Raw genomic sequence first — 23,478 nt, 5'->3', positions numbered from 1 at the left:
CAATTCTTTCATTTGAGAAGGTTGGTATTTTAGCAGTTATTTTAAAATTAATAAACCTCGGGGACAATAATTTCCGGCGGAACAGGGCGGCGCACGTAGTCATCGTGGTATTCGCGCTCCGGCAGTTCGATCGCCGGATGCGCCACTTCCTCATACGGCATCTGCCCCAGCAGGTGATGGATGCAGTTCAGGCGTGCCTTTTTCTTGTCGACGCCTTGCACCACCCACCATGGTGCTTCGGGGATGTGGGTGCGCTCCAGCATCACTTCCTTGGCCCGGGTGTATTCCTCCCAGCGGCGGCGCGACTCCAGGTCCATCGGGCTGAGCTTCCATTGCTTCAGCGGGTCGTGGATGCGGCCCAGGAAGCGCGCATTCTGTTCTTCGTCCGAAATCGAGAACCAGTATTTGATGACCTGGATGCCGGAACGGACCAGCATGCGCTCGAATTCCGGCACGGTCTGGAAGAATTCCTCGTACTGTTCGTCGCTGCAGAAGCCCATCACGCGCTCGACGCCGGCACGGTTGTACCAGCTGCGGTCGAACAGTACGATTTCGCCGGCGGCCGGCAGGTGCGACACGTAGCGCTGGAAGTACCATTGCGTGCGTTCGCGGTTGTTGGGCGCTGGCAGCGCGGCCACGCGGCATACGCGCGGATTCAGGCGCTGCACGATGCGCTTGATGACGCCGCCCTTGCCGGCGGCATCGCGTCCTTCAAACAGGATAACCACTTTGTGGCCGGTGTGGACCACCCAGTCCTGCAGCTTGACCAGCTCGGCCTGCAGTCGGAACAACTCGCGGAAGTAGAGGCGGCGCTCTTCCTTGGCTTCGGCGCTGCGTTCGCGCTCGACCACCTGGCGGGTGTGCGGGTCGATCTCACGATCTTCCAGCTCCATCTCCAGTTCTTCGTCGTAGCTGTCGGTCAGTTCGCGCTGGACGCGTTCCAGCAGTTCATGCTCGTTCAAGTTCACGCAATACTCCTCATTTTGAATTGAGGAGTAGCTTACGCGTGGATTATGACGGCGTTGTGACCAGGCCAGGCAACTCCGGTTCGGCGGCCGGCTGCGGCGCTTCGGCATGCTGAGTCGCCAGTTCCAGCTCTTCGAAGGCATCGTAGGTCAGCTGCATCAGGCGATCCGGATCGGGCACCAGGTCGGTATCCACGAATAGCGCCAGCTGGATCTGGCCGGCGTAGGAGATGAACGCCAGTCCCACGCCCAGCTTGCCGGCCTGCGGCACCCAGCAGATCAGGTCCGTCAGGCGCGAGCCGGCCAGAAAACGGCGGCTGGCCGGACCTTCGATATTGGTCAGCACCACCGAGCCTTTGGAGGTGAACAGGTCCAGCGCGAAATGCTGCAAGCGGGTCGGCAGGCAGCCGGCCAGTGACAGGAAGGCCATGGTGGCGCGCGGCTGGTGCGAGCGCTTGATGGCGGTCATGCGGCTGCTGGACAGCCGCAGGCGGTCGCATGGATGCTCGGCATTGGTTGGCAGGTCCATCGCCACCAGGCCGAATTCGTTCCCGAGCTGGAAGGCGTTGGCCTTTTCGCGCAGGTTGAAGGTGACGGCGGCGCGCAGGGCGCGGCCATCGGGACGTTGTCCGCGCTCGCCCAGGTAGTTGCGCAGCGCGCCGGAGACGGCGGCGACCCAGACGTCATTCAGGGTCACGCCCATGCGCTTGGACATGGCGCGCACGCGGTCCATCTGCAGCGGCGGCAACCAGACCAGTTGCTTGGCGCCGGTCATCGGCGCCTTGAACTGGGTATGCGCGTCCGGCCACAGCACCGACAGGCGGGCGACGTGGAAGCCGATCTTGGCCCACGACAGGCCGCGCACCACCGCCGAGCACACCGGATTATGTGCCACCGCGCGGTGCGGATGGCCGACCGGCGACGGCGTGGTGCCATGCAGGCCGTTGTTGTCAGTGAGGTGATTCAGCACGTGCACCAGTCCCAGGCCGTCGGTAATGCAGTGGTGGACGCGGAACACGATGGCGTGGCCGCCGTTGACGCGATCCAGCACCGTCATATGCCACCTTGGCCGGTCAGGCTCCAGCGGCAGGTGGGCCAATCGGGTCAGATGGTCTTGCAGCTCGGCGCGCGAGACCTCGTGCTGCATCCGTTCCAGCTTGATGTGGCGGTGGATGTCGAACTGCTCGTCCTCGACCCAGCGCCGGCCCACTACTTTTTGCGTGAAGCGCGGATAGTTGGGCAGGCGGTGGGCGATGGTGGTCACCAGTCGCTCCATGTCGACCGCGCCTTCAAACAGCAGGATGCTGTTGATGACCATCAGATTGTTGCGGGTATCCATGCGGTGCCAGGCATAGTCGCGGTGGGTCATGGCGGCGCTTGCGGGCCTGGCCGGCTTGGCGGGTTCGCTTGGGCGAGGGCGCAGCGCGTAACGGTTCAGGCCACCCATGTGGACGCGGCACAGATAATCGCACCAGTCGATGGCGCTGGTGTCGACGCTGTAGCGGGCGCGGTCTTCGGCGCCGAAGCGTTGCGCCAGCGACTGCAGGCGGTCGTTATGGAACACGTAGCGCGGCGCGGTGTAGAACGAAAAGGTCAGGGCCAGCAGCTGAGTGGTGCGCAGCGCTTCCAGTTTGGGCGATTCGCCGGCGCCGAGCAGTTTGCGCACGCCGCTCCAGCATGCGGCGGCCAGGCCCATGGCGCGCATGGTCAGCAGGAAGGCGGGGCGGCTGACGACGCGGAAGTCGTGCTTGGGTTGGCGATAGAACAGGCGCTCGTACTGGCGCCAGTTGCGGCGCGCTTCGCCCTGTATCAGTTCGATCACGCGGCCGACCGTCACCGGATTGCTGGAGCCGGTGCAGCATTGGTAGACGCGGGTGGCCGGCGGCGATTGCAGCGCTTCGGCGGCGGCCAGGATGATGCTGTTGGCGACCAGGTCGGCCGGTACGATGTCCGCCACCTGATTCGGTTTGGCGGGGAAGAAGTCGGTCTTGCCACGCGCGTAGGCGAGGATGATGGCGTCGGCCACCTTGACGCCTTCGATCCAGCCAGGCACCGGTTCCTCCAGCGTGCTCTCGATGATGGAGGGGCGCACGATGGTGAGCGCGCGGCCGCGCATGCCGGCCATGGCCAGTTGTTCACCCATCCATTTGGTGAAGGTGTAGGTGTCGTTCCAGCCGTGGTAGTTGGCTTCCTCGATGCCCAGTTGCGTCAGGCGGCGCGTGCGTTCCTCTTCGTCGTCGATGTCGGCGCGCAGTTCGACGATGCGGTGCTGCAGGTGCTGGAGTAAACCGTATAAATCATAATGGCCATCGGCGTGGCGCGGAATCGCGGCGCGGGCCGGCGTCACGTTCTGCTCGTGCATCGCGCCCTTGTTGTAGCCGTTGACGTAGCAGGTCGATACCTGAATCAGCGGCGCATGGCTGGCGCGCGCCAGCTCGGTGATGTGCTGCACACTGAGGGCATTGATGGATAGTGCCTCGTCCAGCGCCTCGCGGAAGTTGACGCTGGCGGCGGTGTTGATCACCAGGTCGATGCGGCGTGCCAGCGCGTTAAAGCTGGTGATCGGCAGGCCGAAGCCGGGCGCGGTCAGCTCGCCGCTGATGCATTCGATTTTCTCGTTGAAGAAGCGTTCCAGCGCGGCCGGGTTGTCGGCGCGCAGGCGGTCGAAGATGGAGGAACTGGCGATGTCGCGCCGGAAACGGGCCTGGGCGTCGCCGCGGATCAGCAGCACGATGCGGCCGATGTCGGGTACGGTGCGGATCAGCTTTTCCAGCACTACTTTGGCGAGGAATCCGGTGCTGCCGGTGAGCAGCACGCGCTTGCCGGAGAGTGCCGCTTGCACATTCAATGCTGGTGTCATAGGTTGCTCAGAAACGGTGTCAGAACTGCAATGAGCCGATCTTAGAGCGAAACCGCGAGGTGACTAGCTATTTTGCACTGGCTTCAGGAGCCAAACGCATGGCGTGACGAGTCAGCACCGGGGCGCGCTGGCGGGCGTCGTGCGGCATTTGTGCAACGAATCAGTGCTTGTGCTTGCCGTGGAACAGACCGTCCCATACTTCCTTGATGGTGGCGGTGACCACGCCCAGCGCATCGGGATCGCCGCGCAGCAGGGCGCGCAGATAGTGGCTGGCCTGCTTGGAGGAGACGTGAGGCGGCAACGGCGGCACGTCCGGATCGGTGACCATTTCCAGCAGCGTGGGTACCGGTGAGGCCAGCGCCCGCTCCCAGGCCGGCGCCACGTCTTCGGGGCGGTCGACGCGGAGGCCGCGCAGTCCCAGCAGTTCGGCGTAGGCGGCATAAGGGAAGGGCGGCAGATCCTGTGATGCCTTCAGCTTGGCGTCGCCTTCGGTGATGCGCTGCTCCCAACTGACCATGTTGAGGTCGCCGTTGTTGAGCACCATGATGATCAGGCGCGGATCGCTCCATGTGCGCCAGCTGTTGGCCAAGGTAATCAGCGCGTTCACGCCCAGCATCTGCATGGCGCCGTCGCCCAGTAGCGCGATCACTGGCCGGTCGGGCTGGACGCATTTGGCCGCCAGCGCGTAGGGCAGCGCCGAACCCATGGTGGCCAGGCCGCCGGACAGTGACGCCGTCATGCCCTGGCGCAGCTTGAGGTCGCGCGCATACCAGCTGGCGCAGGAGCCGGAGTCGCAGGTGAGGATGACGTTGTCCGGCAGGCGCGGCGACAGTTCCCAGAACACGCGCTGCGGATTGACCGGCTTGGCGTCGTTCATGGCGCGCGCTTCGAGCACCTGCCACCAGTCTGCGACGTTGTCTTCGATCTGCTGGCGCCAGCTACGGTCGGGCTGCTGGTTCAGCAGGGGCAGCAGCGCTCGCAGCGTGGCGGCGCTGTCGCCGGCCAGGCAGACTTCCATCGGGTAACGCAGGTTCAGCATGCGCGGGTCGATATCGATCTGCACCGCGCGCGCCTGGCCTTCCTTGGGCAGGAATTCGGAATAGGGGAAAGCTGAACCCACCATCAGCAGGGTGTCGCAATCGTTCATCAAGTCCCAACTGGGTTTGGTGCCGAGCAGGCCGATCGAGCCGGTCACATAGGGCAGCGTGTCCGGCACGGCGGCTTTGCCCAGCAGCGCTTTGGCGATGCCCGCACCCAGCTTGTCGGCGACGGCGATCAGTTCCTCGGTGGCGTGCAGCGCGCCGGCGCCGGCCAGGATGGCGACCTTCTTGCCGGCGTTGAGGATGGCGGCAGCGCGTTGCAGGTCTTCGGCGCCCGGCACCAGCGCGTGGCCGGTGTAACCGATGCCGCTGTGGATGGTGCCATGTTCACGCGGCGGCGTTTCAACCGCGTCCATGTCTTGCAGATCGTTGGGCAGGATGATGCAGGTGACGGTGCGGCGTTCGATGGCGATGCGCACGGCGCGGTCGACCAGATGGCGTACCTGGGCCGGGGTGGTGGCCATCTGCACGAAATCGTGGGCGACGTCCTTGAACAGCGACAGCAGATCGACTTCCTGCTGATAGTCGCCGCCGAGCGCCATGCGGCTTTGCTGGCCGACGATGGCAACCACCGGCTGATGGTCCATTTTTGCGTCGTACAAGCCGTTCAGCAGGTGGATGGCGCCAGGGCCGGAGGTGGCCAGGCAGACGCCTACCTCGCCGCTGAACTTGGCATGGGCGCAGGCCATGAAGGCGGCCAGTTCCTCGTGCCGGGTCTGGAAGAATTCGATGCCGGGATCGCCGTGGCCGAAGGCGCCGACCACGCCGTTGATGCCATCTCCAGGATAGCCGTAGACGCGTTTCACGCCCCAGGCTGCCAATCGTTTCAGCACAAAGTCACCCACCGTCGCCATGCCGCACCTCGTCGTCGTCAGGTTCGAGGCCCGATTCTAGCGGCAAAGCGAACTATTGCGCAGCGATAACGTGCGGGGCAGTTTCTCAGACGGTGCGGGCGGCGGTGCCGAACAGGGCGACTTGCAGGCCGCTGTCGGATTCGGTTAGCTGTATTGGCGCGGTGCCCCCGGGCATTTCGACGCGGACGATGCCGGCTTGGACCAGGCCGACCCGCCACGCGGCGCTGGCCACCGCGCTGGCGCTGGTGCCGGAGGAGGCGGTCGGTCCTTCGCCGCGTTCAAAGACCCGCGCCAGCAGATGTTGTTCGCCGGCCAGCGCGACCCACTGCAGGTTGACGCCGGCCGGGCAGGGATCGCCGGCGCCGAGGCCGGGCGGGGCCGGAAAAGCCGCCAGGGTTAGCGGTTCCAGCAGGGAATTTTCATGCAGCGCAGCAAAGCTTGGCAGGTCGTTGTGATCGCGCAACAGGGTGACGCAGTGCGGATTGCCGATTCGTACAAATTGGCTGTTTCCCCACGATGGATGCAAGCGGGCAAGTCGCGGCACGCGGCTGGTTGCCTTGCCGTTAAAGGCGTTCTCCACGATATGCGACAAATCGGCGGCCACCGCCTTGGGGCCGAAACTCGGTTCGCCCAGCGTCAGCCACCAGCCGGATTGGCCTTCATGCGCGCCGGCCGTCACCGGCGTCGGCAATGGCGACGGCAGGGCGCGGCTATCGTGGTGAACTTGCAACAGATAGGCGCCCGGCGGCGCGATGGCGCGGTCCACCAGCGATTGCGCGAAGATGGTCAGGCCGTTGCCGCTGCGTTCTGCCAGCGAACCGTCGGTATTGACGATCAGGACATCGAATGGCGCAACGGACTGGAAGGGGCCGATCAGCAGCCCATCGGTACGGTGCGGCTTGGCGCCGGCCGGTACCACGCCGTCCGGCCAACTGCACAAAAGTTCAACCGCCTGCGACGACCATGAGCGCCGTTGTTGCGCGGCCGACGCGGCTTGCATGGGGATGGAAATGCCGAGATCTTGCAGCTGCTGCGGGGAGATGACGGTGTAGATGTTGCCGCGTGCGTCGTAGTCTTGCTGGATCATCGGAAAGGAAAACGCCCGGCGGCGCGTTGGCCGGCCGGGCGTGCAGCAGTTTTAAAGCTTAATTATCGCGGATATTCCATGCGCGGTTGATGCTCAGCGCGGCCAGTGAGCTGGCGGCGCCGGACAACAGGTAGACGCCAACATAGGCCAGGCCGAAGTTGGAGGCCACGCCCAGCGCCACCAGTGGCGCGAAGCCGGCGCCCACCAGCCAGGCGAAGTCCGAGGTCAGCGCCGCGCCAGTGTAGCGGTAGCGTTGCGGGAAGTTGGCGGTGACCGCGCCGGCGGCCTGACCGTACGACAGCCCCAGCAAAGCAAAGCCGATCAGGATGAACGCGTCCTGGCCGGTTTCATTCAGCCCGATCAGGAAGTGCGCGAACAGGCTGAAGATACCGATCATCGTCGCCAGCGTGCCCAGCGTGCGGCGGCGGCCGTAGCGGTCGGCCACAAAGCCGGAAATGATGATGCCAATCGTCATCAGCACCGCGCCCACCATCTGCACTTGCAGGAAGCCGGCCAGCGAACGCTGCGAGGTCAACGATATCCACGACAGCGGGAACACCGTCACCAGGTGGAACAGCGCGTAGCTGGCCAGGGCGGCGAGGGCGCCGATGATGACGTTGCGGGCCTGAGTGCTCATCAGCTCGCCCACCGGCACCGGGTCCAGCTGGTGCTCGTCCAGCAAGTGCGAGTATTCATGCGTGGTCACCAGCCGCAGGCGGGCGAACAGCGCCACCACGTTGATGGCAAACGCCACGTAGAACGGATAGCGCCAGCCCCAGTCGAGGAAGTCCAGCTGCGACAGGTTGGTCAGCATGTAGGCGAACAGGCCGGCGGCGATGATGAAGCCGATCGGCGCACCTAGTTGCCCGATCGCCGCATACCAGCCGCGCTTGTTTTCGGGCGCGTTCAGCGCCAGCAGCGACGGCAAGCCATCCCACGAGCCACCCTGGGCCACGCCTTGCCCGATCCGTAATATGGACAGGATGACGATCGACCATGTGCCCAGGCTGGCATAGTCCGGAAGGAAGGCGATACCGGCGGTGGAAACGCCCATAATCAGTAGCGCCAGGGTTAGTTTTACTTCTCGGGTGAAATGATGCTGAACTGCCATAAATGCGACACTTGCGATCGGTCGTGCAACAAAGGCAAGCGCAAAAATGGCAAAAGCGTATAGTGTCCCGTCAAGTCGGCTGTCGTACGGGAAGAAGACCGACGGGAAGACCAAGGCGGAAGCGATGGCGTAGACAAAGAAGTCGAAATACTCTGAGGCGCGCCCGATCACCACGCCAATTGCTATTTCTCCGGGAGAGATATCGGCATCCCGGGCATTAATACCGCGTGCGCCGGGGCTTGTTTGAGGATGTTCGTGGACGTCGACATGGACGCCATCGATGGAAGTCGGATTAGCCATAGTCTCTTTGTCTCATTAAGTAATTGTTATCACCGGGCCTGTCTCACCGGGTAGGACAAAGTGTCCAATGGCAAGATCGGTCCTTAGTGAGTACAGTAGCATGTTCCCAATATTCTGTAACGTACATTACCGCATGATTCCTCCTATCGTTCGTCGTGGATTGCTCCTCGCACCGTTATTGTGGCTCGCTGGCTGCGATACGGTCGTGCTGAATCCGTCCGGGGATATCGCAGCGCAACAGGCACACCTTGTTGTTGTGTCAACCTTGTTGATGCTGTTGATTATCGTACCTGTCATGTTCCTGATCTGTCTGTTCGCTTGGCGCTATAGAAAGTCAAATACCGCCGCCGAATACAAGCCGGACTGGGACCACTCTACCAAGCTCGAACTGCTGATCTGGGGCGCTCCGCTGCTGATCATCATCGTGCTGGGCCTGATCACCTGGATCTACACCCACTTGCTGGACCCGTATCGTCCGCTCAGCCGCATCGACGAAAACCGTCCGATCGCCGCCGGCGTCAAACCACTGGAAGTGCAAGTGGTGGCGATGGACTGGAAATGGATGTTCATCTACCCAGAGCAGGGCGTTGCCACTGTCAATGAACTGGTGACCCCGATCGATGTGCCGGTGCGCTTCCACATGACCTCGACCAGTGTCATGAACGCGTTCTACATCCCTGCGCTGGCCGGTATGGTCTACACCATGCCTGGCATGGAAACGCAGCTGAACGCCGTGATGAACAAGGTAGGCGTGTATGACGGCTTCTCGGCCAACTACAGCGGCGCCGGTTTCTCCGACATGAAGTTCAAGTACCACGGCGTGTCGCAGTCCGACTTCGACGCCTGGGTAGCCAAGACCAAGGCCGACACCAGTGCGCTGACCCGCACCGAGTTCCAGGCGCTGGACAAACCGACCATCAAACACCCGATCATGCACTTCGGTACCGTGGACAAGGGGCTGTACGACCTGATCCTGAACCGTTGCGTGGCCGAAGGCACGGTTTGCATCAACACCCAGATGCACCAGGATGCCTCGCGCATGAAGGCAGCGGCAGCGGTTAAAAACCTGCCGAAAGACGTGTGCGAGCCGACCGTCGCCGCCACTGCTCAACCTACCCGTAAAGAATGACCATGTCTGATCTGAATCTCACCAATCTGATCTTTGGACGGCTGTCGCTGGAAGCAATTCCATACCACGAGCCCATCCTGATCGGCACCTTCGCCGGTGTGGCCTTAGGCGGTCTCGCCTTCCTCGCCCTGATGTTTAAATTCCGCTTGTGGGGTCCGTTCTGGCGCAACTGGGCCACCTCGATCGACCACAAGAAAATCGGCATCATGTACATGGTGCTGGGTATCGTCATGCTGTTGCGCGGCTTTGCCGACGCGCTGATGATGCGTGCGCACCAGGCGCTGGCTTTCGGTGATAATCCGGGCTTCCTGCCGCCGCACCACTACGACCAGGTGTTCACCGCCCACGGTACCATCATGATCTTCTTCGTCGCGATGCCATTCGTGACCGGTCTGATGAACTACGTGGTGCCGCTGCAAATCGGCGCGCGTGACGTTTCGTTCCCATTCCTGAACAACTTCTCGTTCTGGATGACCACCTTCGGCGCCGTGCTGGTGATGCTGTCGCTGTTCATCGGTGAATTCGGTAAAACCGGCTGGCTGGCGTTCCCGCCGCTGTCGGGCATCGCCGCCTCGCCTGACGTCGGGGTCGATTACTACATCTGGTCGCTGCAGGTGGCCGGTGTCGGCACAACATTATCTGGCGTCAACCTGCTGGCCACCATCATCAAGATGCGCGCGCCTGGCATGTCGATGATGAAAATGCCTGTGTTCACCTGGACCGCGCTGTGCACCAACGCCCTGATCGTCGCGACCTTCCCGATACTGACCATCACCCTGGCACTGCTGTCGCTGGACCGTATCGCCGGCTTCAACTTCTTCACCACCGAACTGGGTGGTAACCCGATGCTGTACGTCAACCTGATCTGGATCTGGGGTCACCCTGAGGTCTACATCCTGGTGCTGCCAGTGTTCGGCATCTTCTCAGAAGTGGTTTCGACCTTCTCCGGCAAGCGTCTGTTCGGCTACACCTCGATGGTGTACGCGACCGTCGTGATTACCGTGCTGTCCTACCTGGTATGGCTGCACCACTTCTTCACCATGGGCTCCGGCGCAAGTGTGAACTCGTTCTTCGGCATCACCACCATGATCATCTCGATCCCGACTGGCGCCAAGATCTTCAACTGGCTGTTCACCATGTACAAAGGCCGCATTCGCTTCACCGTGCCGATGCTGTGGACCGTGGGCTTCATGCTGACCTTCTCGATCGGTGGTATGACCGGCGTGATGCTGGCTGTTCCGCCAGCCGACTTCGTGCTGCACAACTCGCTGTTCCTGATCGCCCACTTCCACAACGTGATTATCGGTGGCGTGGTGTTCGGTATCTTCGCCGGTATCAACTACTGGTTCCCTAAAGCCTTCGGCTTCAAGCTGAACGAATTCTGGGGCAAAGTATCGTTCTGGTGCTGGCTGGTCGGCTTCTGGGTCGCCTTCACCCCGCTGTACATCATGGGCTTCATGGGCGTGACCCGTCGCATGAACCACTTTGACGATCCATCGCTGCAGATCTACTTCATCGTCGCCGCCGTTGGCGCGCTGATCATCGCTGCCGGTATCGGCGCCTTCCTGCTGCAAATCGCGATCAGTATCAAAGACCGCGCCAAGCTGCGTGACGTCGACGGCGACCCATGGAACGGCCGTACCCTGGAGTGGGCCACCTCGTCGCCACCGCCAGACTACAACTTCGCGTTCACCCCGGTGGTGTACGACAACGATAGCTGGGCCGACATGAAAGCCAACAAGTATCAGCGTCCGCTGAAAGGCTTCGTGGACATCCACATGCCGAAAAACACCGCTGCCGGCTTCATCATCTCGGCACTGGCGGGCGGCTTTGGCTTCGCCATGATCTGGCAGATGTGGTTGCCTGCGGTAGCGGCCTTCGTGCTGATGCTGGCAGCGATCATCATCCACACCTTTAACTACAAGCGCGACTACTACATCAAAGCCGATGAAGTGAATCGTACCGAAGAAGCGCATACTCGTTTGCTGGAAAGCCATGTCTGATATTCACGCTAACGGCGCCGTGAGCGCCGATCCAAGTGCGCGTTACTACGTGCACCACCACCATCCTGAGAACGGCACGCTGCTGGGCTTCTGGATTTACCTGATGAGCGACTGCCTGCTGTTCGCCGGCCTGTTCGCCTCCTACGCCGTGCTGGGCCGCAGCTATGCGGGCGGTCCGACCGGCGCCGAGCTGTTCGACCTGCCGACCGTGGCGTTGAACACCGCGTTCCTGCTGCTGTCGTCGATCACCTATGGCTTCGCCATGATCGCCTCGCAGCGCAAGAACCTGAAGGCCACCATCATCTGGCTGCTGATCACCGGCGCGTTTGGCCTGTGCTTCCTGTACCTGGAGCTGGACGAGTTCCTGCACCTGATCCACGAAGGCGCGGGTCCGCAACGCAGCGCGTTCCTGAGCTCGTTCTTCGCGCTGGTCGGCACCCACGGTCTGCACGTGACCTTCGGCTCGATCTGGCTGGTGACCCTGTGCTTCCAGCTGGCCAAGCACGGCCTGACGCCTGAAAACAACCGTCGCCTGATGTGCCTGTCGATGTTCTGGCACTTCCTGGACGTGATCTGGATCGGCGTCTTCACCTTTGTCTATCTGATGGGAGTCCTGCCATGAGCGCACCACATAACCACTCTGAGCACGACCACCACGGTCATGATGACCACGGTCACGGCGGCGACGGCCACCACGGCAGCCTGAAGGACTACGCGATCGGTTTCATCCTGTCCGTGATCCTGACCGCGATTCCGTTCTGGCTGGTGATGCACAAGGTGTTCGACAAATCGAGCACCACCGCCATCGTCATCCTCGGCTTCGCCGCGATCCAGGTAGTGGTCCACATGATCTACTTCCTGCACATGAATGGCAAAGCGGAAGGCGGCTGGTCGATGCTGTCGACCGTGTTCACGCTGGTGCTGCTGGTGATTGTGCTGGCTGGCTCGATCTGGGTCATGTACCACATGAACATCAACATGATGCCTTCGATGGGTAACGACGTTCATAACATGCAAGACATGCAATGATGACGGGCGCAATCAAGCGCCAACGTCCCCGCGCCCTGCGCGTCATCCTGGCCCTCGCGGCCGGGGTGATGTTCGCGGGGTTTTTTGCTTTAGGGACGTGGCAAATCTTCAGGCTGCAATGGAAACTGGCGCTGATCGAACGTGTCGACCGGCGCGTGCATGCAGGGCCGGTGCCGGCGCCGTCGGTGGCGCAATGGCCGCAGCTGAGCACGGACGCGGATGAGTACCGCCGCGTGCAGCTCAGCGGCGTGCTGCTGGACGCTTCCACCACCCAGGTGCTGGCGTCGCTGGACCGCGGCATTGGCTACTGGGTGTTGACGCCGTTGTGTACGCCGGACGGCGGCATTGTGATGATCAATCGCGGCTTCGTGCCGGCCGGCGTCGGTGGCTGGAAACCGCAGCCGGCGCCGCCGATGGCCGCAGCCGATGCGTGCCGTGGCGCGCAGGGGCCGACGGTCAGCTTCACCGGTCTGCTGCGCGTGAACGAGGTGGCCGGACGGCTGCGTCAGAACGATCCGGCGCGCAATTACTGGTACACCCGCGATCTGGCGGCGATCGCCACGGCGCGTGGTTTGCCGGCGGTGGCGCCGTACTTTGTCGACGCCGACCAAGCCAGCGCCAAAGCGGCCGGACCGGTGGCGGGCGAGCAGCCGGCGGGCGGCCTGACGGTGATTTCCTTCGTCAACAACCACTTGGTTTATGCTATCACCTGGTACGCGCTGGCCCTGATGGTGGCCGCCGCGGTAGTCTGGGTCGTTCGAGATGCGCGCAAACAGAAAACCTAATCCCTACGACGGCAGCCGCACGCCGCTGCCGGTGGTCGAGCCGCTGGCGGCGGCCAACGCTTCCGCCAGCAATATCAGCCACGCGGCCGGCCACAAGAACATGCAGCAGCTGATCCAGCTGCGCTGGATCGCCGTGATCGGCCAGATCACCACCATCGCCACCGCCTCCATCCTGCTGGGCGTGCAGCTGCCGATGCCGGCCATGCTGAACATGCTGGCCTGCCTGATCGCGTTCAACGTCGCCAGCATCTTGCGCTGGCAGGAAAACCAGGTGGTGTCCAACAGCGAACTGCTGCTGGCGCTGACGGTGGACATCGCGATCCTGACGGCGCAGCTGTACCTGACCGGTGGCGCCACCAATCCGTTTGTATTCCTGTATCTGCTGCACGTGATTCTGGGCGCGGTGTTGCTGGAAGCCTGGTCGACCTGGACCATCGTGATCGTCACCGGCATGTGCATCGCCGGGCTGGCGCTGTTCTCGGAACCGCTGCCGCTGCCGCAGGACCACGCGCTGGGCATCTTCAGCCTGTACGTGCAGGGCATGCTGCTGTGCTTTATTCTGGACGCGGCGCTGCTGGTGATCTTCATCACGCGCATCATGCAGAACATGCGCAGCGGCGCGGCCGCGCTGTCGGACTTGCGGCAGCGCGCGGCCGAGGAGGAGCACATCGTGCGGATGGGCTTGCTGGCCTCGGGCGCGGCGCATGAACTGGGCACGCCGCTGGCGACGCTGGCGGTGATTCTGGGCGACTGGAAGCGCATGCCCGAATTCAAGGGCAACCCGGTGCTGCTGGAGGAAATCGGCGAGATGCAGACCCAGCTCAAGCGCTGCAAGGCCATCGTCAGCGGCATCCTGATGTCGGCCGGCGAGGCGCGCGGCGAATCGTCGGCCGCCACCACCATCAACACCTTCCTGGATGAACTGGTGGCGGAATGGCGCGTTGGGCGGCCGGTGCTGGACTTTGAGTTCGATAACCGCATCACGCCGGATCATCCGGTGGTGTCCGATTCCACGCTCAAGCAAATGATCTGCAATGTGCTGGATAATGCGCTGGAAGCGTCGCCGCAGTGGATGCGAATGGAAGCCAGCCTGCAAGGCGACATGCTGATATTGCAGGTGACCGACCAGGGCAGCGGCTTCGCAGCGTCTATACTGTCGCAGTTCGGCAAACCTTACAACTCCAGCAAGGGCCGTCCCGGCGGCGGACTGGGGCTGTTCCTGGTGGTGAACGTGGCGCGCACGCTGGGCGGGGAGGTGACCGCCACCAACCGTCCGGAAGGCGGGGCGATGGTGCGACTGACGCTGCCCTTGTCGGCGATCGAAATCAAATCGGAACAACAGACAACATGAGTACAGAAGAAGAACGCGTGCTGCTGCTGGTCGAAGACGACGCAGCGTTTGCGCGCACACTGGGGCGCTCGTTCGAACGGCGCGGCTACCAGGTGCTGCTGGCGGAAAACGTCGACGAGGCCAGCGCGCTGCTGGTCGAGCACTCGCCGGGCTACGCCGTGGTCGACCTCAAACTGAAGGGCAACTCGTCCGGCCTGGCCTGCGTGCAGATGCTGCACGAGCATGATCCCGAGATGCTGATCGTGGTGCTGACCGGCTTCGCCAGCATCAACACGGCGGTGGAAGCGATCAAGCTGGGCGCCTGCCAGTACCTGGCCAAGCCGTCGAATACCGACGACATCGAAGCCGCGTTCGAACACGTGGCCGGCGCGGCCGAATTGGAGCTGACCACGCGCGCCACCTCGGTCAAGACGCTGGAGTGGGAACACATCCACGCCGTGCTGGCCGAGACCGACTTCAACATCTCCGAAGCCGCGCGCCGGCTCGGCATGCACCGGCGCACGCTGGCGCGCAAACTGGAAAAGCAGCGCGTCAAATGAGCCAGGGATCACTGTTTGACTTCGAAGCGCCGCCGACGCCGACCGACCGCATCTTCTTCGCCGTCGCGCCGGATGCCGGCGCCATCGCCGAGCTGCGCGCCCTGACCGCCCAGCTGAAAGCGCAACACGGCATGAGCGGCCGCGCCACCGCCGACGCCAAGCTGCACTGCACATTGTGCAACCTGGGCGACTTCGCCGGCATGCCCGACGCCTTGATCGCGCGCGCCTCGCAGGCCGCCGCGCTGGTGGCCGCCGCCACGCAGCCGTTCGTGGCCAGCTTCGACACCGCCCAAACCTTCATCAACCGCGCCCGCAATCGTCCCTTCGTGCTGACCGGCGGCGAAGGCGTGGTCGGCGTGACCGCGCTCTACCGCAACCTGGCCAGCGCGCTGCTCAAAGCCGGCATCAGCGGCAATCCTGCCAGCTACACGCCACACCTCACGCTACTGTACGACGACGTCACCGCCGCCCCGCAGGCAGTCGCCCCCATCGAATGGACCGTGCGCGAGCTGATCCTCCTGCACAGCCATATCGGCCAAGGCCGCCCCTACACCATCCTCGCGCGCTGGGCTTTGTAACCGGGGTCAATCCTCCCAAAGCTACACGGGCTCTACCGTAGCGGAACGCTACGGTAGAGCCCGTGTAGCTTTGGGAGGATTGACCCCGGTTTGAGGCCGGTTAGAATGGTGTTTTTGCGGGAGGCGTCATGCTTGTCAGGCGTTGTGCTGTGCTGTTTCTGGAGCCGCGTGAGGATCTGGATGTGGATTGGGCGGCGCTGTTCGCGGGACAGGGCGCTATTGGCGCGTCGCTGGAATGGGTCGCGCTGGCGCCGCATCTGGGGCGCGAGGTGGTGCTGGATGCCACTGCGCTGGCGGCGCTTGGTGGCATGAGCTTGACGCTGTGGCGCGAGCGGGCGGAGTATGAGGCGAGGTTTGGCGCGGAGCTGGTCGACAGTTTGCTGGCTTCGGGTCTGCTGGTGTCGGATGCGCCTGAGTTTGCCGCGCTGCGCGAGCGCGATGAGGTGCTGCGCTCGCAGCATTGGCGGCCGTTGTCGGCCACCGCGCATATGTTCAGCCGCTGGGCCGATATGCGCGTCGATAAGGGCATGCAGTTCCCTAGTTTTGATGAGCTGGTGGAGCATTACGGCTCGCCACCGGCGCCCACCATTAATCGGCGCGATGATGGGCAGGCGATTGCGCTGCCATTGCCGCCGCAGGCGCCGCTCGATGCGACGCTGTTCCAGCGCTACACCGGCCGCAATTTCGATCCACTCGCGGTGCTGCCGCTGGCCACCGCTTCACGCCTGCTGCAACGCGCTTTCGGCGCGCAGGGTCAGCATGAGATGGCGCCGGATGCTTTTGTGCTGAAGAAGCTCAGTCCCTCCGCCGGCGGTCTGCATCCAACCGAGGCCTATGTGCTGGCGCAGCGGGTCGAAGGGCTGGCGCCCGGTCTGTATCACTATCAGCCGGTACAGCATTCGTTGGAGCCGCTGACGTTGATGTCGACGGCGCAAACCGAAGAGCTGGCGCTACGCATGGTGGCGGATCAGGATTGGTTTGTGCCGGCGCCGCTGCTGGTGATACTGGTGACGCGGGTGGAGCGCAATTTCTGGAAGTACCGCAATCACGCCAAGGCTTACCGCGCGCTGCTGCTGGACGCCGGCCACTTGTCGCAAACGTTTTATCTGTTGGCCAGCGAGGCCGGCATGCCGGCGTTTGTGACAGCCGCCATCAACGAGGTTGATATCGAGCAGGCGCTGGGCCTGGACCCACTCAAGGATATGGTGGTGGCGGTATGCGGCTGCGGCCCGGCCTCGGGCGCGCAGGATACGGTGGAGATGCGCTACGAACCATAAAAAAGCCCGGACCTTCGCGGGTCCGGGCGGACGTCCGGGGAGGAGTGCGCTTAGCGCCGACCGGACAGGAAGAATGGGATGGCGCCGGCGGCGCTGTCCACTTTGGCTTTGATGGCGTGGCGGCTGGCGGCGATCACTTCTTTCGATGGCAGGCAGCGCGCGGCCGGAATCTGGTTGGCGTCGAGGCGTACGCCCAGACCGCTCAGGGCGTGTTGCGGATCGTGCAGGAAACCCTGGCGGAAGCTGTCGTCACCCGCCAGTTTGGAGAGCAGCAAATCGAGATCTTGTGGCGCCATGTCTAGCCCTTTCAATGTGGAATGAACACCATTGCATGCTAGGCCATGCACGATACGATCTCAAGTCATTTTGTCACTATTGTCTTACTATGAAGTCTGGGCCGCTTCCGCCTCGCGCTGTTCGGCTTCCTGCTGAGCGCTGCGCATCACCACTTCGAACGTGACAACGAAGGCGTGCAGCAAATCTGCCATGGACACCGCCTCCGCTCTGAGCCGATCTTCCAGCACACTTGATGTTTTGAAAAGTTCGTTGGCAGAGAGATTACCCGCCGCGCCGCGAATGCGGTGCACCAGTTCGGCCGCATGCAGCAGTTCGCCGGAGTCGATTGCATGTTGAATCTGTTGCAAACTGGCTTCAAAGTCATGCGCGAACAGACCCAGCAATTGCGATAGCAGCGCGCCGTGGCCGCCCAGCCGTTCCATCGCCTCATCGACATTGATACCGGGGCGCGGCGTGGCCGGTACCGCCGCCGGACGCGGCGCCGCCGGCACGCCCTCCGGCGCGGCCCGGCTCAGGTCCGGCTTGACCCAGGTTGCCAGCACCGCGTACAGCGTGTCCGGATCGATCGGCTTGGTGACGTAGTCGTTCATGTCCATGTCCAGGCAGCGTTCGCGGTAGCCGGCGATGGCGTGCGCGGTCATGGCGATGATGGGCAGGCCGGCGTGGCGCTCGTCGGCGCGAATCAGCGCGGTGGCCTGGTAACCGTCCATGTCCGGCATCTGGATATCCATCAGCACCGCGTCGTACTGGTTGGCGTTGACCATGCGCGCCGCTTCCTCGCCGCTGCTGGCGACATCGGCGCGCACCCCGGCGCGCTGCAGGATTTCGCTGGCCACTTGCTGGTTGATGGCGTTGTCGTCCACCACCAGCACATGGGCGCCACGGATGCGCGCCGTGGCCACCGACGGCGGCGCGACGATGGCGTCGATCGGCTGGCTGGCCTCCAGCCCCAGCCCGGCCAGTACAGCGTTGCGCAGCAGTTGCGGGTGTGCTGGTTTGTCGAGGAAGGGCATGACGCGGGTTTGCTCGGCGGTCTCTTTGTTATGTTCGCGCGCGTAGGCGGTCACCATCAGCACCGCCGGCACCGTCGCCAGTTCGGGATCTTCGGCGATGCGGCGCAGGGTCTCGATGCCGTCCAGATCCGGCATGTCGGCGTCGATCAGCAGCACATCGTAACGATCGAGCTGCATGGCGGCGACGGCGGCCGCGCCCGAAGCAACGGCGCGCGCTTTCAGTCCCAGAGCGTTGAGCTGGATCTTCAGTGTGTGACGGGTGGCTTCGCAATCGTCGACCACCAGCACGCGCTTGTTCTGGGCGGCGGCCGGCACCGGCGGCAGACGCGGCGTCTGGTCGGCGGCGGCTTGCAGATGGACGGTGAAACTGAAGCTGCTGCCGATGCCTGGTTCGCTGTCGACCTTGATCTCGCCGCCCATCTTGCGCACCAGTTGCTGCGAGATGGCCAGACCCAGTCCGGTGCCGCCATACAGGCGGGTGGTGCTGGCGTCGGCCTGGGCGAATGCCTGGAACAGGCGCGCCTGCTGTTCCTGGCTGATGCCGAGCCCACTGTCTTCGACCGTGAAACGCAGCACCAGCGGCTGGCTGGCGCTGACGGCGCGGCCGCTGTCAGCCAGTTCGACACGCAGTTCGATGTGGCCGCGCGCGGTGAATTTGAGCGCGTTGCCCACCAGGTTGACCAGGATTTGCCCCAGCCGCAGCGGGTCGCCCAGCAGATTGGAGGGCACGTCGGGCGCGGCCCAGATCACCAGTTCCAGTCCGCGTTCGGCGGCGCGCCACGCGAACAGGTCGGCGATCTGGTTCAGCGTGTCCGGCAGTTCGAACGGCAGGGCTTCCAGTTCCAGCTTGCCGGATTCGATCTTGGAGAAGTCCAGCACGTCGTTGATGATCTGTAGCAGGCTTTGGCCGGCGCGGCTGATCTTGCGGAAGTAGTCCAGCGGCTGCGCCGGCAGGTCGAGGTGGGTGCCCAGGCCGGCGAAGCCGAGGATGGCGTTCATCGGGGTGCGGATCTCGTGGCTGATATTGGCCAGGAAATCGCTCTTGGCACGGGTGGCTGCTTCGGCGTTGGCGCGCGCCTGCTCGATCATGCGCATCGCGCGCGCTTTCTGGTAGGCTGAGACGAAGGGCTCTTTCAGCGCCTTCAGCAAATCCAGGTCGCTGGCTTCGAACACCGCCTGGTACTGGTAGTTTTCAAAGATCAGATAGCCCTCGACCTGGCCATCGATCACCACCCGCACCGACAGCAGCGCGCAAACGTCGCCCGGCAGCGAGTCCGGGTGATGTACTTCGAAGATGTCCGGCGCGATCGAGCTGTCGGCCGGGGCGTAGCGCAATTCGGCCTGGCGCAGGTCGATGCGGTAGGCGTCGGCGGCGGCGTCGATGCGGCCCCAGGCCGCGCGCAGGCTGAGGGTGTCGGCGCCTTCCTCGCGCACCAGCGCCAACGCTGAATCGATGCCCTTGATGATGGTCGATTCGTGCAGGATGGTGTGCAGCAGGGCGTCGAAGTCGATTTGCTCGTTGATCGATTTGATGATGGCGTTGAGTTTTTCCAGGTGCTGGGTGCGCGAATACACCAGCGCCTGCAGCGCTTCGCCTTTGCGGTGCAGATGGCGCAGACGCCAGCGCACCAGCGCCCACGCCAGCACGCAGCAGATCAGGAAATAGCCGAACCAGGCCCACCAGGTTTCGTGCCAGGACGGCAGCACCAGCACCCGCATCGTGCGTTCTTCCGCGTTCCAGACGCCGTCGCGGTTACTGCCGCGCATGCGCAGCACGTAGGCGCCGGGCGGCAGGTGGCCATAGCTGACGATGCGGCGGCTGGCGTCCACTTCGTTCCAGCGCTGGTCGAAGCCTTCCAGCATGTAGGCGTAGCGGTTGCGCTGCGGCGCCGAGTAGTCGAGTGCCGCCAGTTCCACTTCAAAGCCTTGCTCGCCCGGCTGCAAGGTCAGTAGCGGGCCGTTTTTGTCGGCCAGGTCGGCCGGTGTCAGCGTGCGCTGATCCAGACGCACGGCGCTGATCGCCAGCGGCGGGCGGTAGGCCCAGTCGTTCAACCGGCCCGGATAGACCACCGCCATGCCGGAGGTGGCGCCGAACACCAGATCGCGTTCGGCGGTGACGGTGCTGGCGCCGATGAAGAAGGTGCGGAAGGCCAGGCCATCGGCGCGCGACAGCGCCCGCGCGCGCAGCGTGGCCGAGTCGATCACGGCGATGCTGTCGGCGGTGGCGGCCCAGACCCGGCCAGATGGATCCGATTGCAGCGACATAATGGTGCCGGCCGATAGTCCGGCATTGGTGCCGATCCGTTCGAACACCGGTTCGCCCAGCGCGTCGCGCCCGGTCATCACGCAGATGCCACCGCCGTAGGTGCCGACCCACAGCCGGCCGCGCCGGTCGATCACCAGGGAGCTGATGATGTCTTCCGATAGCGCATCCGGCTTGGCGGGATTGGCCTTGATCTGTTCCACCTTGCCGCTCTCCGGATCGAGTCGGTTCAAGCCGTTGCGGGTGGCCACCCACAGCGCGCCGTCGGCGTCCGGCACCACGGCGTGGATGCGGTTGTCGGTCAGGCCGCCGCCTTCCTGGCCGCCCTGCACGTAGCGCAGGACGGAACCAGTGGCCGGGGTGTAGCGCAGCAGGCCGTCGAAGGTGCCCAGCCACAGCTCGCCCTTGCGGGCCAGGATGGTGCCGACGCGCGGATACGGATTCCCCTGCGGCAGCGGCACGCGCCGCACCGTGCCGCCATTGGCGCTGGTGTGATACAGGCCAAGCTGGGTGCCGATCCAGGCTTCGCCCGGTTCCGCCTCGGCCAGCGCCAGCACCACGCGATTGGGCAGGGCGGTGTCGGGCTTGTGCGGATCGGGGCGCAGCGCGGCGCGGCGCGCGCCGTTGGCGGGCACGATGTCGATGCCCTGGTCGGCCAGGCCGATCCAGACTTCGCCGCGACTGTCGGTCATCAGCGCCGAAACGCCGGCTTCCTGCGCGCCCTCGGCGCCGAACACCGAGTCGATCGCTTCGCTGTGCGGGTCATAGACATCGACACCGCGCTCGGTGGTAATCCAGATCATGCCGCTGCGGTCGCGCAGCAGGGCGGCGGTGCGGTCGTGACTGAGGCTGAACGAGACCGCCGGCTGGTGCAGGATGCGGGTGCTGTGCGGCGCGGCGGTGCGGTATTCGATCACGCCGCCGCCATACGTGCTGGCCCACCAGATGCCGGGCACGGTCTCGGTAACCGCCAGTATCATGTTGGCCTCGGCGTCCTTGACCCCTTTGAGGCTGACCAGGCGGCCGCTGTCGGCCAGCGGTTCGACGATGCCGATGCCGCTCTTCAGCGTGCCGAAGGCGATCTGGCCGCGGCTATTTTCGCCCAGCGCCAGCACGGTGTCGCTCCAGCCGGCACCGCCGCCGCTGATCGGGATGGTGACGATGGTGCCGTTGGCGTCCTTGCGCGCCAGGCCGGTGGCGCTGCCGATCCACAGCGAACCATTGCGGTCCATCAGCAGCGCGCGGATCTGGTTGTCGGGCAGGCCGGGCGTGTCCTCGTGGCTGTAGCGGCGGATGGTCTTGTGGACGGTGTCGTAGTATTTGAGGCCGCCCGGGGTGCCGATCCACAGATTGCCTTTGCTGTCGCTGGCGATGGCGCTGATCTGGCCGCGCGTCAGCTCATCGGCGGGACGGATGAAGTGTTCACTGGTTTTGTCGTACATGGCCAGGCCGGCGGCGGCGGTGCCGATCCACAGGCGGCCGGCGCTGTCGACGTGCAGCACCTGGATGAAGTCACCCGGCAGGCTGCTGGCGTCGGCGGCGTTGTAGTGGAAGCTGCGCACGCGATAGCCGTCCCAGCGCGCCAGCCCGCTCTGGGTGCCGATCCAGATATAGCCGTCGCTATCCTGCGCCAACGCCATGCCCACCGGATGCGGCAAGCCCTGTTCCAGGCCCAGATGCTCGAACAGGGGCGTGGCCAACTGGTCCCACCGTTCCGGGCCGGCGAGGGCGGTGCTGCACAGGGTAAGGCAGGCGGCCAGGATGGCCAATAGCTGCGCTGCGGCGCGCAGCGCATGCCGGATGGGGGCGTGATCGTTCAAATCAGGGCACACTCCTCTAAAGGATAGTTCAAGCATACGGAAATGCTGACCGAAAGTCCATGCTTGCCGACGCGTTTTGCCGTGCGCTTGTACAATCGCCACATGCAAACAAGAGTAGGTACGGATATGAAACCTGAAGTATTGGTGTTGGCGGCCAGTCCGTCGGCCGATGTGATGGCACAGCTGGAGCAGCAATTCGATTGTCACCATCTGTGGCAGCAGCCACGCGACCAGCAGGCGCAGTGGCTGCAGGGCGTGGCCGCTGAAGTGCGCGCGGTGGTGACCACCGGCGCGATCGGCATCAACGCGGCGCTGCTGGCGCAACTGCCCAAGGTGGAAATCGTCGCCGTCAACGGCATCGGTACCGACGCGGTGGACCTGGACGCCACCCGCGCGCGCGGCATCGCGGTTACCAACACGCCGGGCGTGCTGACCGATGACGTAGCTGATGTGGCCATGCTGTTGCTGCTGTCGGCCGCGCGCCGTTTGCCGGCGATGGACTTTTATGTGCGTACCGGCGGCTGGGAAGCCGGCAAGCCGGTGGCGCCGGCGCGCGCGCTGGCGGGCAAAGTGTGCGGCATCTTTGGCTTTGGCCGCATCGGCCAGGCGATTGCGGCGCGGGCGCAGGCGTTTGGCATGGAAGTGCGCTACTTCCAGCCGCGTGCCATTGAAGGCACGCCGGTGCCGCGCGCGGACTCGCTGCTGGCATTGGCCGAGGCCAGCGACTACCTGGTGATCGCCGCGCCGGGCAGCCCGGCCACGCGGCACGCGGTCAATGCCGAGGTGCTGCAGGCGCTGGGCCAGACCGGCACCCTGGTCAATATCGCGCGTGGCTCGCTGGTGGATGAGGAAGCGCTGATCGCCGCGCTGCGCGACCGCACGCTGGGCATGGCCGCGCTGGACGTGTTTGCCGATGAGCCGCGTGTGCCGGTGGCCTTGCGTGAGCTGGAAAATGTGGTGCTGACGCCGCACATCGGTAGCCTGACGGTCGAAACCCGACACGCCATGGGACAACTTGTCGTGAACAATCTGCGTGCCCATTTTGCCGGTCAGCCGCTGCTTACACCGGTAAAATAATCGTTTCAAGCTTATGTGTGATGTGCATATAAGGTATTGA

General features: G+C 64.0%; 17 protein-coding genes. 10 read left to right on the top strand and 7 right to left on the bottom strand.

Annotated features, from left to right (window positions below):
- Positions 1 to 47: 47 nt before the first annotated feature.
- The 5 genes from ppk2 to GJ699_RS06640 all read right to left on the bottom strand — a co-directional run bounded on the left by ppk2 (position 48) and on the right by GJ699_RS06640 (position 8,277).
- On the bottom strand, positions 48 to 893 hold the full coding sequence (gene ppk2 / locus GJ699_RS06665; protein WP_371867499.1) for a polyphosphate kinase 2: 846 nt from the start codon (positions 891 to 893) through the stop codon (positions 48 to 50).
- A 118-nt stretch (positions 894 to 1,011) separates the two neighbouring features.
- Complete coding sequence (locus tag GJ699_RS34450; RefSeq protein WP_229261977.1) at positions 1,012 to 3,825, bottom strand: SDR family oxidoreductase; 2,814 nt, start codon at positions 3,823 to 3,825, stop codon at positions 1,012 to 1,014.
- A 160-nt stretch (positions 3,826 to 3,985) separates the two neighbouring features.
- The gene (locus GJ699_RS06650; RefSeq protein ID WP_154374376.1) at positions 3,986 to 5,779 is read right to left on the bottom strand and encodes a thiamine pyrophosphate-requiring protein; all 1,794 of its coding nucleotides are present in this window, start codon (positions 5,777 to 5,779) and stop codon (positions 3,986 to 3,988) included.
- 85 nt (positions 5,780 to 5,864) lie between these two features.
- Entirely contained in the window at positions 5,865 to 6,866 is a 1,002-nt protein-coding gene (locus GJ699_RS06645; protein ID WP_154374374.1) for a diaminopimelate epimerase, read from the bottom strand.
- 58 nt (positions 6,867 to 6,924) lie between these two features.
- Entirely contained in the window at positions 6,925 to 8,277 is a 1,353-nt protein-coding gene (locus tag GJ699_RS06640) for an MFS transporter (protein WP_154374372.1), read from the bottom strand.
- A 133-nt stretch (positions 8,278 to 8,410) separates the two neighbouring features.
- Between GJ699_RS06640 and cyoA the strand changes: the two genes are divergently transcribed.
- The 9 genes from cyoA (at position 8,411) to GJ699_RS06595 (ending at position 16,968) form a co-directional block, all read left to right on the top strand.
- Positions 8,411 to 9,406, top strand: coding sequence for a ubiquinol oxidase subunit II (gene cyoA, locus GJ699_RS06635; protein WP_154374370.1), 996 nt, complete (start codon positions 8,411 to 8,413; stop codon positions 9,404 to 9,406).
- A gap of 2 nt (positions 9,407 to 9,408) precedes the next feature.
- A complete protein-coding gene (gene cyoB / locus GJ699_RS06630; RefSeq protein ID WP_154374368.1) occupies positions 9,409 to 11,409 on the top strand; it encodes a cytochrome o ubiquinol oxidase subunit I in 2,001 nt (666 codons plus the stop codon).
- Entirely contained in the window at positions 11,402 to 12,031 is a 630-nt protein-coding gene (cyoC, locus tag GJ699_RS06625; protein ID WP_154374366.1) for a cytochrome o ubiquinol oxidase subunit III, read from the top strand. The genes cyoB and cyoC overlap by 8 nt, the downstream gene beginning before the upstream one ends.
- Complete coding sequence (gene cyoD, locus GJ699_RS06620; RefSeq protein ID WP_154374364.1) at positions 12,028 to 12,438, top strand: cytochrome o ubiquinol oxidase subunit IV; 411 nt, start codon at positions 12,028 to 12,030, stop codon at positions 12,436 to 12,438. The genes cyoC and cyoD overlap by 4 nt, the downstream gene beginning before the upstream one ends.
- On the top strand, positions 12,435 to 13,223 hold the full coding sequence (locus GJ699_RS06615) for an SURF1 family protein (RefSeq protein ID WP_154374362.1): 789 nt from the start codon (positions 12,435 to 12,437) through the stop codon (positions 13,221 to 13,223). Before cyoD ends, GJ699_RS06615 begins: the two co-directional genes overlap by 4 nt.
- On the top strand, positions 13,201 to 14,574 hold the full coding sequence (locus GJ699_RS06610) for an ATP-binding protein (protein WP_154374360.1): 1,374 nt from the start codon (positions 13,201 to 13,203) through the stop codon (positions 14,572 to 14,574). The genes GJ699_RS06615 and GJ699_RS06610 overlap by 23 nt, the downstream gene beginning before the upstream one ends.
- On the top strand, positions 14,571 to 15,113 hold the full coding sequence (locus GJ699_RS06605) for a response regulator transcription factor (protein WP_154374358.1): 543 nt from the start codon (positions 14,571 to 14,573) through the stop codon (positions 15,111 to 15,113). The genes GJ699_RS06610 and GJ699_RS06605 overlap by 4 nt, the downstream gene beginning before the upstream one ends.
- Positions 15,110 to 15,691, top strand: a complete 582-nt coding sequence (locus GJ699_RS06600) for a 2'-5' RNA ligase family protein (RefSeq protein ID WP_154374356.1) — start codon at positions 15,110 to 15,112, stop codon at positions 15,689 to 15,691. The genes GJ699_RS06605 and GJ699_RS06600 overlap by 4 nt, the downstream gene beginning before the upstream one ends.
- Before the next feature lie 128 nt (positions 15,692 to 15,819).
- Positions 15,820 to 16,968, top strand: coding sequence for a putative peptide maturation dehydrogenase (locus tag GJ699_RS06595; RefSeq protein WP_154374354.1), 1,149 nt, complete (start codon positions 15,820 to 15,822; stop codon positions 16,966 to 16,968).
- A gap of 50 nt (positions 16,969 to 17,018) precedes the next feature.
- Here GJ699_RS06595 and GJ699_RS06590 read toward each other — a convergent pair whose 3' ends face one another.
- A complete protein-coding gene (locus tag GJ699_RS06590) occupies positions 17,019 to 17,264 on the bottom strand; it encodes an NHLP-related RiPP peptide (RefSeq protein WP_154374352.1) in 246 nt (81 codons plus the stop codon).
- Between the two features lie 87 nt (positions 17,265 to 17,351).
- Positions 17,352 to 22,361 (bottom strand): hybrid sensor histidine kinase/response regulator, encoded by a 5,010-nt coding sequence (locus GJ699_RS06585; RefSeq protein WP_229261976.1) that lies wholly within the window; start codon positions 22,359 to 22,361, stop codon positions 17,352 to 17,354.
- Between the two features lie 126 nt (positions 22,362 to 22,487).
- Here GJ699_RS06585 and GJ699_RS06580 point away from each other — a divergent pair, with 126 nt between their 5' ends.
- Positions 22,488 to 23,438 (top strand): 2-hydroxyacid dehydrogenase, encoded by a 951-nt coding sequence (locus GJ699_RS06580; RefSeq protein ID WP_154374348.1) that lies wholly within the window; start codon positions 22,488 to 22,490, stop codon positions 23,436 to 23,438.
- Positions 23,439 to 23,478 lie beyond the last annotated feature (40 nt).

Origin of the sequence: Duganella guangzhouensis (genome assembly GCF_009674535.1) — a bacterium.
Classification (GTDB): domain Bacteria; phylum Pseudomonadota; class Gammaproteobacteria; order Burkholderiales; family Burkholderiaceae_D; genus Rugamonas; species Rugamonas guangzhouensis.
Note: the sequence above shows the minus strand (reverse complement) of the source record. Positions and strands in the feature narration are given on the sequence as shown.